This window comes from Hyphomonas sp. UBA4494 (assembly GCF_002388935.1).
Lineage (GTDB): Bacteria > Pseudomonadota > Alphaproteobacteria > Caulobacterales > Hyphomonadaceae > Hyphomonas.
The window spans coordinates 184,558-198,994 of the sequence record NZ_DGNK01000003.1 but is presented as its reverse complement, the minus strand read 5'-3'; the positions used below and the strand labels follow the sequence as shown (position 1 = coordinate 198,994).

At 54.7% G+C, this 14,437-nt stretch carries 10 protein-coding genes; 6 read left to right on the top strand and 4 right to left on the bottom strand.

What is annotated here, in order from left to right:
• Positions 1-123 precede the first annotated feature (123 nt).
• The 3 genes from B2P82_RS01645 to B2P82_RS01635 all read right to left on the bottom strand — a co-directional run bounded on the left by B2P82_RS01645 (position 124) and on the right by B2P82_RS01635 (position 5,638).
• Complete coding sequence (locus B2P82_RS01645; RefSeq protein ID WP_290494682.1) at positions 124-1,251, bottom strand: Sb-PDE family phosphodiesterase; 1,128 nt, start codon at positions 1,249-1,251, stop codon at positions 124-126.
• A 58-nt stretch (positions 1,252-1,309) separates the two neighbouring features.
• On the bottom strand, positions 1,310-2,842 hold the full coding sequence (locus tag B2P82_RS01640; protein WP_290494681.1) for an alkaline phosphatase D family protein: 1,533 nt from the start codon (positions 2,840-2,842) through the stop codon (positions 1,310-1,312).
• Between the two features lie 126 nt (positions 2,843-2,968).
• Positions 2,969-5,638 carry a TonB-dependent receptor plug domain-containing protein gene (locus B2P82_RS01635; protein WP_290494679.1) on the bottom strand — a complete coding sequence of 890 codons (2,670 nt, stop codon included), beginning with the start codon at positions 5,636-5,638 and terminating at the stop codon, positions 2,969-2,971.
• A gap of 211 nt (positions 5,639-5,849) precedes the next feature.
• Here B2P82_RS01635 and B2P82_RS01630 point away from each other — a divergent pair, with 211 nt between their 5' ends.
• On the top strand, positions 5,850-6,620 hold the full coding sequence (locus B2P82_RS01630) for an HAD-IIA family hydrolase (RefSeq protein WP_290494677.1): 771 nt from the start codon (positions 5,850-5,852) through the stop codon (positions 6,618-6,620).
• On the opposite strand, the gene B2P82_RS01625 is transcribed toward B2P82_RS01630, so the two are convergent.
• Positions 6,606-7,508, bottom strand: a complete 903-nt coding sequence (locus tag B2P82_RS01625) for a MurR/RpiR family transcriptional regulator (protein WP_290494675.1) — start codon at positions 7,506-7,508, stop codon at positions 6,606-6,608. The two genes, B2P82_RS01630 and B2P82_RS01625, sit on opposite strands and share 15 nt — an antisense overlap.
• 167 nt (positions 7,509-7,675) lie before the next feature.
• Between B2P82_RS01625 and B2P82_RS01620 the strand changes: the two genes are divergently transcribed.
• From B2P82_RS01620 to B2P82_RS01600, 5 genes are all read left to right on the top strand, one after another.
• Positions 7,676-8,608: a phosphate/phosphite/phosphonate ABC transporter substrate-binding protein gene (locus B2P82_RS01620; protein WP_290494674.1), complete on the top strand. Its 933-nt coding sequence runs from the start codon at positions 7,676-7,678 to the stop codon at positions 8,606-8,608.
• Positions 8,609-8,637: 29 nt separating this feature from the next.
• On the top strand, positions 8,638-9,426 hold the full coding sequence (locus tag B2P82_RS01615; RefSeq protein ID WP_290494673.1) for a phosphonate ABC transporter ATP-binding protein: 789 nt from the start codon (positions 8,638-8,640) through the stop codon (positions 9,424-9,426).
• Positions 9,427-9,505: 79 nt separating this feature from the next.
• Positions 9,506-10,441: a phosphonate ABC transporter, permease protein PhnE gene (phnE, locus tag B2P82_RS01610; RefSeq protein ID WP_290494670.1), complete on the top strand. Its 936-nt coding sequence runs from the start codon at positions 9,506-9,508 to the stop codon at positions 10,439-10,441.
• 320 nt (positions 10,442-10,761) lie between these two features.
• Positions 10,762-11,361, top strand: coding sequence for an ANTAR domain-containing response regulator (locus tag B2P82_RS01605; RefSeq protein ID WP_290494752.1), 600 nt, complete (start codon positions 10,762-10,764; stop codon positions 11,359-11,361).
• A 356-nt stretch (positions 11,362-11,717) separates the two neighbouring features.
• Positions 11,718-14,339 carry a TonB-dependent receptor plug domain-containing protein gene (locus B2P82_RS01600; RefSeq protein WP_290494668.1) on the top strand — a complete coding sequence of 874 codons (2,622 nt, stop codon included), beginning with the start codon at positions 11,718-11,720 and terminating at the stop codon, positions 14,337-14,339.
• Positions 14,340-14,437 lie beyond the last annotated feature (98 nt).

Below are 14,437 nucleotides of genomic sequence, written 5' to 3'. Positions count from 1 at the left end.
TTATTGCAAGTCAATTGCATCTTGGGGTTTGAAATGAACTTTGCCGTCACGACGAGGAAAGCGCACATCCCATGGGGATGTGCGCTCTGACAGGAGATAGGAATTTCCGGAACGATCCGAGAGCTATTGAGCGGGAATCGTTGTCACAAGACGTGTCGTCAAGGCTTTGCGAAAGCCAATCTGGGCGTTCAGTACATCAACGGTCAGAACTATCTGACCTTTGCCGGTTTTGGTGCGCACAGCAACCGCCGTCTCCCCATCCCGTTTTACATTCAGCACATCGCCGGTGTTCTGGAACGTTTCCTCTCCCTGATTAAGCAGAGTGAAATTTACCGGGCAAGTATTGACGATTTTCGCGGAGATCACTGTGTAGTCACGCACGGCCGGTTCAGCCTCAAGAGTGAGACAGGCATCAACCACTGCCTTCACATGCTCTTCCCGGCCGAGCAGGTCGTCATAAGACCAGGCCACTGTACGGCCATCAAACAAAGCCCGTTTGAAGGCCGCTTCGCTACGATCCGAAGCCAATACAAGCGTCATCGGGCGATGCCCGCCAGCTCCGGCATTATGGGTCCAATCCACAAGGCCATGGATGTCAGACGTGCCCATTACGGTCAGATTATTGTCTAGGGCAATCTGGAGCGCATGTTCGGAGTGCCCATCCAAAGTTCCATTCACGACCTCGATGCCCTGAAGCAGGCCCTCCGCTATCAGATCCTTGTGATAGTCACTGAGACGCGCAATCCCATCCGACACATGCGGCAACCAATTCGGATGGTTCAAGAACACAAACGCCCCTTGGGCCTTCGCCGCCTTCATGGCCTGCTTTGGTTCTTCAGTCAGAAGCGCGTTCGCATCACTCAGGAAGACGGCGTTGATGTGCCCATAGGGCATATCGCGAGTAACCTCGGCGCCATTAATCACCATCAGGTCGAACTCCGAATCTGCCCGTACGCCTTCAGCAATCTCATAAGACCTGTTCCGGTCCGGATGCGGCATGTCGGCCTTGTGTGGCTGATGCTCCAAATGCTCAGTTACCGCCAGAACTTCCAGTCCGTCCAGATGGGCCTCCTTGACCCGAATGGAAGGCCAGACTTCGCCGTCTGAGAATACCGAATGAGTGTGCAGGTCGGCGGCCAAAACGACGCTGCCATCTTCCGTGTCAGGAAACTCCACCGCACGCTCATGCGCAACAGCGGTGGAAACATAAAGCACTGTACACGTAGCAATCAGGCTGATCTTTGAAAACATGGGCTTGGTCCTCTTTAGGATAGGCACTTGGCTTGAGTGGTGCCGGGTTCGGGAAACATCAGATGTCTTTGGTTCGAATTTCAATATCGGTGAAAACAGGTGAATTGGCTCGGCCAGCATCCTCGACGACGCGGAACTCTCCATGACAATTGTCGGAGGTAAACGTGGCTCGCAGATAGCCCCGCTGCTGTCCATTCAAGTGGGAAACGTGAGGGTTCGCGCTCCGCATGACCTCCATATCCCGCGCCCAGGGGCACCCGGAGGAAATGGGACCACCCACGAGTTCATGGCCGATGCGCTTCGATGTTGGATCGAAGGGCTTTTCATACAGAGTCGATGCCATGGCGGTGTGCCAATCCCCTGTCAGGAAAACGGGGTTCGACACGTCATTTGCCAAGACGGACGAGAGCCGGTTGCGCGCAGCCGGATAGCCGTCCCAGCTGTCCAGATTGGTGACCGGACCGTCAGGCGGCGCATTGTAGCGATAAGGAGTGAACCAGGTTTGCGTTGCGATGACATTGAAAGCGGAGCTGGACTGCTTGAGCTCACGGCTCAGCCAAACTTCCTGTTCTGCACCCAACATGGTGCGAGCCGGATCTTTCGCATCTGAACAAAGCGGCTTGCGGCCATCGCCACATGGCTGGTCCGACCGGAACTGACGCGTATCCAGCAAATGTATCTGAGCAGGGCCGAACACATACTTGTTGTAGAGCTTCAGCGCAGGCCTCATATCTCGCAGAGTGGGCGGCTCTTCGATCGGCATATGCTCGTAGTAGGCCTTGAAAGCTGCATATTTACGAACCTGGAATTCGAGCTGCGTCTGCTTTTCCGGGTCCTGAGGCGTGTTTGAGGCCCAGTTATTATCGACCTCGTGATCATCCATCGCGACGATCCAGGGCGCAATAGCGTGTGCCGCCTGAAGGTGTGGATCGGAACGGTAGAGCGCATAACGATTTCGATAGTCCCATAAGGTGGCAATTTCGTCGCTATTGTGCTGGCGCACGGTCTCAAACAAACGCCGCTCCCCGCCCCCCACATCGCGCAGTCGCGCGCCAAGCGGACTGATGCCGCCCTCATAGATATAATCTCCGGTATGAACGACGCAGTCGGGCACCCATTCCGCAAGATCACGATAGGCCGCGTAGTGACCGGACTCGTAGTGTTGGCAATATGCCAGCGCGATCCTGGCAGAGTCGTCATCGGGGCTTGATGTTCGTGTCCGCCCGACAGGACTTTCTTCGTCGCCATAATAAAATTGATAGAAATACTCCCGACCCGGCCGCAAGCCTTCGATACGCACATGCACCGAATGTGCCTTGTCTTCGGCTGTGGTGGCGATGCCATCCATCAACGTCTTTCGCATTTCCTCATCAGTGCACACACGATATCGCACTTGCGCCACGCCCGACGGCATACCGCCGCCTTGCAGCGGATTGGGGGCCAGTCGCGTCCACAAAATCACACTGCTGGGCCGGGGCGATCCTGATGCGACCCCCAACGTGAAGTGCTGCTTGCCGTTTTGAGCGTTTGCCAGTTTAGGCACCCAAAGAGCAGCGCCAGAAGACGCCAGAAACAATCGACGAGAAAACATTGAGAGTCCTTCCATCCACACGCGAAGAGGGGTGGCTGCCGACATGTGGGACAGACGCCGGCAGCCTTTAATCATCCAATCGGGGCGAGCCTGCCCCTGTTCACACAGGGTCAGACCATTGGATGACTAGAACGAGTACTCGTACTGGATCCAGAACGAACGCGGTTTGCCGTTCCACCCATACTGGCGGTAGTATGCACTGTCGTTCGGGCCCACTTCTCCGCGCACCACGGCACGGTCCCGGCTATAGCCCGAGCCACCGGAAGCTCGCTCGTAATATTCTTCATCCAGCAAGTTCACGCCGCGAATGAGGAAACGGTGCTGCTTCTCCTCGCCAAGGAAATACTGAACGGATCCATTGAGGACGAAATAGTCACCGAAGTTCAGATCTTCGACTACTCGGTTTCCGTTCTCATCCACCATGCGCGCCAGGCTGGTGCCCGCATATGCCCATTCCGGCCCTTGCAAGCGCGGGTTCAGTGCAAATGTCCAGCGGTCTGTTGGCGTGTAGGTGATGAGGCCGGACAGCGTCCACTCCGGACGTTCTGAAGATTGGCGATATTCCGCGCTTCCAGCCTTCCCCGGCACGACAAAGCCAAGGTCGGTAGTGGAGCCATCCAGGCGCGCCATCGTTCCAAAGACTGGGTTCGGCTCCAGCGACTCCATATCAGTATAGCTGAAGTCTGCCTGCCACTGATCAAAGTCGAAAGCGACGTCAATCGTAAAACCTTCAATATCCTGCTGACGCAGCGCGTTCACCGCAACTGTTTCGCCAGGATCATTCAGGCCCGCTGCAGCCGTGGCGCAGAATTCGCTCGGCGGAATGATGTTCCGACGGTTCTGCTCAATCGCTGCGGTGTCATTGTTCAGATTGTTGAACAATGGGTTTGCAACATCATTGGCATATTCATAACAGACCGCACCAATAGCCCGGCTGGAGAAAAGATTTTCGATTTCTGTTTCAAAGTACCCAATCTCGACATTGTAGGTTCCGCCAAAAATGTCACCATCGATACCGGCCCCGACGTTGAACGCACTGACTTCCTGTGGTTCCAGACCAGGGTTGATGTTCGCGCCCGATCCGAATGCGCCGATTTCGTCGATCTTCGGCAGACTGTACGACGTGCCGCCAGACCCCCGCGCATAGATACCGTATCCCAGGTTCTGACGCAGCCCGACTTTCCAGATCGACTGATCATCGAAATTGTCGTTGAAGTCCTGACGAGCGGCAAATGACCCACTGAAACCATCCAGCACTGGCAGGGAGAGCCTTAGGTCGCCATAGACACCCGTACTCGTGAGCTTGACATCCTTGACGCCGAATGAGTCGTCAGAATTGTCTTTATAGGTAGTATTCTGGAGACCTGCGACGAGTTCGATATACTCATTGACCGTATAAGTGGCCCGTGCATTCAGACCGTAATCGACATAACCAGACTCCCTCTGATCAGTCGTCCCGAAACCTTTCGTCAGACCACCATCGCCGAAGCTGGCGGTAGATTGCACGACATATCCAATGGGTGCGCCGATTGGGAACGGATTCTGGTGCGTGCCGTAAGGCTGGCCGAAGTACGGGCTGTCTGGATCCTGATTGATGTAGAAATTGCTACCGCCATTCAGACGATCATCAGAAGCGCTGCCCGCGCTCCCGACAGGATTGGTGACACAACCCGCAGCGAGACCGGAAATACCTGCCGCGAAGCTTTCGAACTCAGTTGCTGTAGAGAAGCTTGAAATCCCCTGACCCGCAGCAATGGCTTGAATATCCTCCGGCAAATCCGACAGGCGGGGGATCTGACAGATACGGGCATCAATCTCGTTATTCTTGAGCTGAGGGTCCTGATAGTGCGCCTCGATATTCAGCTTGAGCTTGTCATTGAAGCGATGCTTGAATTCGCCGGTGTAAATCGGGAACTCTGTGAAGTTCGGCTGAAATATAGTGCTTTGCGGGAAGGAGTCTCTGAAATCGATCGTCGTGTACGAAGCACCGAGCAGAAGCTCTGTCTCAGGTGCAATATCCCACAAATATTTGATGCCCAGACTATTGAAGCTGTATGGGAATTCGTGACGTCCGCCGAGCGCAAGCACATTGTCGCCATAGGCCTCCTCGTCGAAGAGTTCGTGCGCATCCGTCTCATAAGAGCGGCCATAGACCAGCACGGAGTGTTTGCCGGCCTTGTCCAGAGGGAACGACATGTTGCCATAATACTCGCGGGTTTTGAATGAACCGGCATAGACACCGAATTCACCCTTCTGAGTGCCGTCAGGACGTTTTGTTTTCACACTGACAACGCCCAGGCCGCCATTGGATCCGAAATAGAGGCTGTTGCCACCACGATAGACTTCAACACCGTCGATCATGCGCGGATCAATGGCTGTCGCGGGCCACAGATCTTCCAATGGAGACGAGCGATCAAAGAAAGGGACGCCATCGACCAGCAACAAGGTATCGCGATCAGTGCCGCCATCAATGCGAATGGTGAACTCGCCTTCGTCCGGCGAATAGCCAATGTTCGCACCGCGGATCAGGCCTGAGGCCAATTCGCCAAAATTCGTGAACCCGCCCGTTTCAATTTCTTCCGAACTGATCAACTGAACTTGTGTGCCGTATTCAGCGAAGTCCACAGCGATGTCGGATGCGGACGCATCGACAGTCTGGCCTTCGACGCGAATAGTCTCAAGGCGGCGGGAATCTTCCTTGCTGTCTCCCTGCTGTGCCAAAGCAGCCGGGATCGCCGCACTCGCCATCAGGACGCTCAAACCGAATTTCAAACTTCTGTTCTTATCAAGTCTCATCGCTGGTCTCTCCATCTAACCCCAACACCCGCCAACCATCAGCGGGCTGTGGCCGAGCGCGATTGACGCCGCTTGCCACGAGGCTGCTCTAGAGGCGGAACGCGACACTTAGATGAAGATTCGAAAAACATTGCGTGAATGATATTTACTTCAACGAAGATTTATAATTGAGCATTTCTCAATAACAAATTGTCCTTCATCGGAGTGGAATATGCCCTACGCGTTCGCTACGCCGCGATCTGAAAAAATAGCCAACATGGGCCGGTCGGCCAAAGGGTTTCTCGTAGACTGGGATGGCTGCTGCGCACTCGGCAATACGTTGGTGCCCGAGGCCGCAGACTTCCTGCGCGCCAATCAAACACGCACCGCGATTGTCTCGAACAACTCCACATGTACGCCAGAAGACTTCTTGCACATACTGGCCTGTAACGAAATTCAATTGGAACGCAACCAAGTCATCCTGGCGGGGATGGAGGCGCTCAAACGCGCAACAGGTTTTGCTGGCGCAAAGGTTATGGTGCTTGGTGATCCGCACATGCGCGGAACCGCCAAGAAAATGGGGATAGACCTGGCTCAGGAAGCCGCAGACGTGGTCGTACTGCTCCGCGATGTACGCTTCACCTATCGCCGCCTGGAACGCGCGGTAAACTCTTTGAGCAATGGGGGCCACCTCATCGTCGCCAATCCCGACCAAACCCACCCCGGGAAAGACGGGGAAATAAAGCCCGAAACGGGCGCCCTGCTTGCGGCCATCAGAGCATGCGTGAAACTGGATGAAACAAAAATAGACGTCGTGGGAAAACCCTCCCCACATCTGTTCCAGATGGGATGCCAGGCGCTTGACCTGTCACCGGATCAGGTTGTCATGTTGGGTGACAACCCTGCAACGGATCTCGCTGGCGCAAACGCGTTGGGAATCAAGGCGGTCCTGACCTCCGCCAAATCACCGGATGTGTTTGAGATACTGCTAGAAGCGCTTTAGCGACAGCACATCGAAGGTCTTGCGAAGCGTTTCGGTTGCCCGGTCATAATCGGCCAGCGCGAGTGCTGCAATCAGCGCATCCAATACGCATAGCTGGGCGATCCGGCTCGTCATGGCCTCGGTCCGGAACTTGGTTTCCCGAGCCATGGTGAAAAGTTTCACATCCGCGTAGGCCTGCAGCGGCGAACTCGAAAAATTGGTCACGATGATCGTCTTCGCGCCCGCATCCTTGGCCAATCTGGTTGCGGCCAGTGTCTCATGCGTTGCACCAGAGTGCGAAATGGTCAGCACCGCCACATCAGGGCCCGTTTGCGACGCGCTGATGGCCTGGACATGACTGTCCACCACCACCCGCGCATCAAGACCTATTCGCAGCATGCGATACTGCGCATCTTCCGCAATGGGCGCGGATGAACCTATTCCGTAGATTTCAACTCGCTTGGCTGCCCGAATAATATCCACCGCTGCGGATACGGCGTCGGCGTCCAAAATTGAGAGCGTGTCCTTCAGCGCCTGAACCCCAGCATGGAAGGTCTTCCGACACACAGTCGGCGTGTCATCTGTCGGCTGCAGATCTTCATGAATGAACTGAACCGGTTGCACCACTTCCTGGGCGAGGCTGAGCTTCAGTTGCTGAAAACCGGAAAGATCCAATTGGCGGCAGAAATTGATAACACTTCCATCACTGGCACCGGTCGCTTCAGCCAGCTCGGTAACCGACATCCCAACCACTTGTCGGGGATTGGCGAGAACGAAGTCGGCAATCGAACGCGTACTCGGCCCAAGCGAGGGATGCCGCACTCGAATGCGCGTCATGACATTGTCGACTATCGCCACATCAGACCGTCGCTTCGGCGCCACTTTCCGCTTCGATTTGCTCTCAGACATACACGCCCCTCTGGATTTCACACTCTTATAATTGAATTCTACTCAATTATTATCAAGGATATATGAATTGCGTAACACCAATGTCACAAGCCGATGCTACGTCTCTCACTATCGATGCTGCGGCGCACCAAGCTCATACGCAGCGAGGTGAATTTGGGAACTCGGATATGCGCATTCTGTCGACCATAACGCTTCTCCTGCTAACCGCCATGCTCGCGTTTACAACGCACGCTCAGGAAGCCGGCAGCCCGCAAAAGCCTCTTCGCGTCATGCTTATCCCCGCAGATGGTGGTACGGAAGACGGTACGAAAGCCGATTTTCAGCCATTGTTTGACGCTATTACACGATCCAGTGACTTGCATTTTACCGTCAGTACCGGGCAAAGCTATGCCGCCGTGATAGAAGCCATGTGCGCTGGCCTGACAGACGTCGTCTGGTATGGTCCGGCCTCCTATATAGAGGCGCGAGACCGTGGATGCGCGCAATTGTTGGCTGTCGAAGAACGCAATGGTGCATCCACTTATTATGCTGGTCTGTTTGTCGCGGCAGATTCCGACATAAATTCTGTATTCGATCTTTCCGGCGGGTCGCTCGCACTGGGATCAAGTCACTCCGCCAGCAGCTTTGCGTATCCGCTTGTCATGTTGAGAGACGACGGGCTCGATCCGCTAAAGGATCTATCAGCCTTGCGGATCACGGGAAGCCACACCAACAGCCTGTTGGCATTGAAGAACGGGTTGGTAGATGCTGCAGGCGCGTCTTTCGTGTCGTTCGAACGTGCGGTGAACCAAGGTAGCCTGGATCCACGCGCATTCCGGGTGCTCACCAAATCGAAACCAATCCCGAATCCACCCATAGCGATGAACACCGCATTGTCAGCAGACATCAAAGCAAAACTCAAGCGCGCCATGGCAAATGTACATGAGGCTGAAGGCATTGGTCCTGCCGCCATTCGGGGATATGGCGGCAAGCCTGTGGATCGCTACAATACCGAAGTTGACGAAACCCTGTTTGATAGCGTTATCTCCGCGACATCTTTTCTGGATGACGACTATATGGCCGCGATCCTGCGCAAGGCTGACGCAGCTCAACGCGGCTAATATCTTTTCACCACGGCACAATTTCCGATATGACAGACCAACCCACTTCTGCGTCCACACTCCCGGCGCTGAAACTCTCCAACGTGTTCAAGTCGTACAAGGACGGTCCGAGAGTCCTCACTGATTTTTCGCTGGACCTCAGACCCGGTTGCTTTTGCGTTCTGCTTGGGTCATCGGGGTCAGGAAAGTCTACCTTGCTGAGGTGTATTGTTGGGCTGGCGCCTGCAGACTCCGGAGATATTCGGCTTCACGGGGTGCGTCTTACGAAAAAGCATCGACGTCACGTCGGAATGGTGCATCAGGATTTTGGCCTGACCGACAGACTGACGACAGCGCAAAATGTGATGTCAGGCAGCATTGCGGCGCTTTCCTGGTGGCGCGTCGCGCTTCAATTGTATCCCCACTTGATTCAAGAAAAAGCGTGCGCCCTGCTTTCGCGTGTCGGCTTGTCGGAAGATCATGCCAATCGGCGTACTGGCCAACTGTCTGGCGGCCAGAAACAACGCGTGGGCATCGCGCGCGCATTGATGTGCGATCCGAGTCTCATTCTCGCCGATGAACCCGTCGCCAGCCTTGATCCCAGGTCGTCTGCGGATGTAATGGACCTACTGAAGAGCGCGGCCCAGGAACGTGATGCAGCTGTTCTCTGCTCGCTGCATCAAATCGATCTTGCTCGCGAATATGCGGACCGGATCATCGGTCTCAACAATGGCACTATCGTTTTCGATGGACCACCAGCTGCTCTTACTAGCGACGCAGTTCAGGCTATCTTTGAAATCGACGATACTTCACCCACCCTGCGAAGGGAGGTTGCGTGAGATGATGGATGCTGAGCACCACTCGCTACCTCACATTTGGCATCTAAAACAGCCTTTCGGGTGGAAATCATTACTTGTATTGCTCCTCATAATCATTGCCTCGAGCATCTCCGCAGAGCGTATGCAATTGGATCGCATGGCCAGCCAGATTGGAGACTTTGCGCTTGAGGCGGTCGGTCTGCGCGAAAGTTCACAAATCAGCAGGGGAATGGAGAGTGTAACTCGCGACATGTTCCCTATAGCCATCTCAGACCGTCGCCCCACAGACCTGATGGATAGACTGGATGAATCCAGATTGCCCTTCCTGGCGCACATTGAGACGGTAGAGGTTGAAACAACCGAGCTTGATCCGGACACATTGCAAATGACCACGAAAGTGTCCGAGCGGCAGTTTCTCGTCGAGCCAATTGGATATCTTCTCTTCGTGCTCGGCAAGATGGTTGAGACAATCGAAATTGCAATCTGGGCCAGCCTGACTGCCATACTGGCAAGCCTACCGCTGGCGTGGCTATGCGCCAGTAATTACTCACCCCATCCGTTCATCTACGGCGCGGCGCGATCATTCGTGTCCCTGCTTCGCTCAATACCCGAACTGATCAGCGCACTGTTCCTCGTGCTTGCTTTTGGGTTCGGTCCGATTGCGGGTATATTGGCCCTGTCATTTCACAGCATAGGCTTTCTAGGAAAATTCTACGCCGAAGATATTGAAGCAGCGAACAAAAGCCCTCAACAGGCGCTGAAGGCCACCGGAGCCAGCGATTTCGCCATCCTCAGGATCGCCGTCCTCCCCCAAGTTCTGCCGAGCTATACTGGCCTCTCCCTCTACATTCTCGATCGAAACATACGCATGGCCACGGTGATCGGCCTTGTAGGCGCAGGGGGCATCGGACAGGAATTGAAAGGCCGGTTCGACATGTTCCAGTATGATCGCGTTGGCACCATGTTGCTGGTAATCTTTTTGACCGTAATGGCGCTCGACCTCATCTCCGCCCGCTTCCGAAAACGGCTTGTCTGAGCCAGCTTCTCAACAGGGAACCGAACTCTTCGGCGCAAGCGCGGGACAGCGCAGCATTCTCTCCGACTTGGTTGACCACGCGCTGGAGTTTGAGGGCAAGTCAATTGACACTTTCCGCATCGTACCGCGGGCCTGTGCTGTCATGCTTCTTAGATACACTGTATCAAAACGACTTCCTGAGGACATCAAACAACAGGCAGACTTGTCCTTTTCTTGCTCAAAGGCGCGGAAAATGCAGTTTTGATTGCTATTCAAACTAAGAGATTTGGAAAAACAGCCCCTTTCTATCATGTGAGATTAGGAGGGAGACTGCATTGAACATGCCGGACCGAGCCGATTTATCAGCACTGTCTGTGCTTGTTGTCGCCAACGCACAGGACGATGTCGCTAATATACTGGAGGGTTTACCAGAAAGCTTCACGATAAGATTGCTTGATGAATTCTCTTTCGTAAGCATAGCCACCGAGCTTGAAGGAATCAGAGCCGACCTGCTAATTCTTTCGTCAGAGTCAGCGGGCCCCGAACAGATATCGATCAGCGAGCGTCTGGCAGCATCAACCCAGCTTCCTATCCTCTGGTTCGTGAAGCGTGACGACGAAAACCGTGCACCGCAGGCCATTCGGGGTGGGGTGACGTCGTTCGTGGTGGATGGACTCAACGCCTCGCGAATAGGTCCCTTGATCACAATCGCCTTGGAACGCCACAAACTCGTGTCGACGCTACAGGGTGAGTTGCAGAAATCCAAAGACAACCTCGCCGCGCGAAAGACTGTGGAACGCGCAAAAGGCCTTCTGATGCAAACCCGCGGCATGAGCGAGCAGGAAGCCTATCAGTCACTCCGGTCCACGGCCATGCGCCAAGGAAAATCTCTGAAAAGCGTCTGCGATGCTGTAATCTCACTATCGGACTTGTTGCCTTGATGTGACGATACCAGCCTGGCTGGCTTGAACCAACCTCACTGCTCGAAGTTTCACCTAAGCTGAGCGAGGGTGCGTGAAAATCTGGCAAACTGTGTTCATTCATCATCGCAGAATACGTTCCGCTACCCAGCTTTTTTTTGACCTGAAAAGCTTCTCTTCAAGCCCAAAGGCGGGCTTCAGTTCTGAAGGCACAAGGGGGTGTCTTCTGCAGCAGATAGCTGCCTTGGTCCAAAGGCGGGCCTCTCAAAACCGACTCGATCACCAGCGCCTTTGCTGTGCCCTGGTATTCGATTTCCAGTCCGTCCTCAGGCGGTCAAATCATATTCGTCGTGCGGCGAATAGAGGGGTCATACACTATGAAAGTATCCAAACTGCGAACACAACTACTGTCGTGTGCCTTCGCCACAGTCAGCCTTTCCATGATCACAGCGGCGCAAGCCCAAGAGGGAGAGACAGATGATGTCTCGGTTCAGGAAGCGGTCACGGTAACGGGGTCTCGCGGGAAACCTCGCTCCATCCAGGACTCGCCTGTCCCAATTGATGTTCTAAGTGAAGATGAACTCAGCGCGGTGCCGTTCACGGACACGAATGATGTTCTGAAAACACTCATTCCATCCTATTCCCTTACTCGCCAGCCAATTTCTGATGGTAGTTCTTTTGTCCGCCCCGCTGAAATGCGTGGCTTGCCAACAGACAAGACGCTTGTGCTGGTGAACTCGAAACGGCGCCATCGCGCCGCACTCGTGACCATTGGTGGATCTGGAACGCAAGGCCCGGACGTGGCCACCATTCCGGCTTCTGCCCTCAAAAGCATCGAAGTCCTCCGGGATGGCGCCGCGGCGCAATACGGGTCGGATGCTATTGCTGGAGTCATCAACTTCCTGCTCAAAGACAATTCGGAAGGTGGTTCGGTCAGCGTCGATGTCGGCCAGTATTATGAAGGTGATGGCTTCCAATACACGGTATCGGGCAATTACGGCTTCGATCTGGGTGGGAAAGGTTTCCTCAGCGTTTCCGGTGAAGTCAGCAAGGCGGACGCGACCAGTCGAAGCGAACAGTATTGTGAGTCCTGGTTCTGTCTCGACCCGAGCAATCCGGACTTCGATCCCACAGCCGGTTACGCGGCCAGCCTCACGCCCGAGTTCATCGAAGGCGTCCCGTCTGCGTCACTTGGTGACTTCGGCGCCGTTCAACCCTGGGGCCAACCCAACAGCGAAGCCGTTCGGCTATTTTACAACTCCGCCTACACGATCAACGACACAGCCGAACTCTATTCCTTCGGCAACTATTCCAGCAGCAAATCAGATGGCGGCTTCTTCTATCGCTATCCCGGTAACGGTACGATTGAAGACTTGCGACTTGAAGATGGATCAATTTATTCGCCGCTGGAGATTTTCCCGGGTGGTTTCACCCCGCGATTCTTCGGTGATGTAACTGACTATTCCTTCGTTGGTGGCTTGCGAGGCCTCATTGCCGGGTTCGATTATGACCTTAGCGCGCGTTACGGACATAACGAAATCGAGTATACGCTGGCAAATACGATCAACCCGTCGATGGGCCCCGACACGCCAACCGTGTTCCGTCCTGGAGACCTGATCAACGAAGAGGCACAAATTCAGGCTGACTTCTCGAAGGAATTCGAAGTCGGGCTTGCGAGCCCGCTCCTGTTCGCAATGGGCCTTAGTTATCTGGACGAGTCCTATGAACTGGTCGAGGGTGACAAGGCGTCTTATGAAGATGGTCCGTTTGCCGGTGCAGACCCGTTCGGCTTCTGCGATTCCATGGCTCCGACTGCGGCCGGTGTGGCGGTCATGGCTGCAGGATCCACGCTCGACTGCTCCGATCCGGATGATCCCGTATACCAGGTCGTCGGTGTAGGATCGAATGGCTTTCCTGGTTATTCACCTGCCTTTTCAGAAGACTATACGCGGGACTCCCATTCGGTCTATGCGGATCTGAGTGCGGATGTCACTGAGAAACTCTTCTTGCAAGGCGCTCTGCGCTACGAAAGCTATTCAGACTTTGATGCTGAAACCGTCTGGAAAATTGCCGGCCGCTACGAAATCAATGACATCCTGGCGCTTCGCAGTTCGATCGGCACCGGTTTCCGCGCGCCGACGCCGGGACAGCAGGGTACCACTAACGTCTCTACCCGACTGCCCAATGGCTTCCCGGTAGCGACTGGTCTTTTCCCGGCCAGTGGACCAGTGGCCAAGGCACTGGGAGCGACACCTCTCGAACCTGAGACATCCACAAACTACACACTCGGCATGACCTCGAACTTCGAGAACATGAGTTTGACAGTCGACTTCTACCAGATCGATCTCGCCGATCGAGTCAACGCAATCTCCACACAGGACGTTTCAAGCGATCCGGCTTCAGGGACAGCGTATGACAACTATCTTGCACTCGTCGCAGCCGGAGTTACCGGTGCTGAATCGATTGGCGGCGTGTTCTATTTTACCAATGCATTCGATACGACCACATCTGGCGTCGACATCGTGGCAACATACACCATGCCGTGGGCGAATGGGCAAAACACAAGCTTCACAGGGTCGGTCAACTACAACAAGACCGAATTCGATAGCGATGTGGATGCACTCTTCAATGACGAGAGCCAGTTCGATTTCCTGAATGGCACGCCCAACTGGCGGGGCGTGTTCACCGTACTCCATCAAGCTGGTCCGATCAGCCTCCTCGGTCGCGCCAACTATTATGGTGGATACGAAAACGCGGCTTCATCAACCCTCGCCGATATCCAGGAATGGGACGGAGAAATCCTGTTCGATTTCGAAGCATCCTATGAAGTCGACGATGCCCTTACCCTGTCCGCTGGTGTAAGAAACGCATTCGATAACTATCCAGATGCGGGCGACGCGGCGATTGGCGAAACATGCTGTGGACGGATCTATCGATCTGACTCGGTTGTCGACTGGCAAGGTGGCTATTACTACGTCAAGGCATCAGCGACATTCTGATGTTTACCTGCCGAGCCACCGTACAGGTTTACTTGGAGTTGGGGAGCGCTCCCGGGCGCCCCCCACACCTACTTCATCATCGAAACTCATTCTTTTCA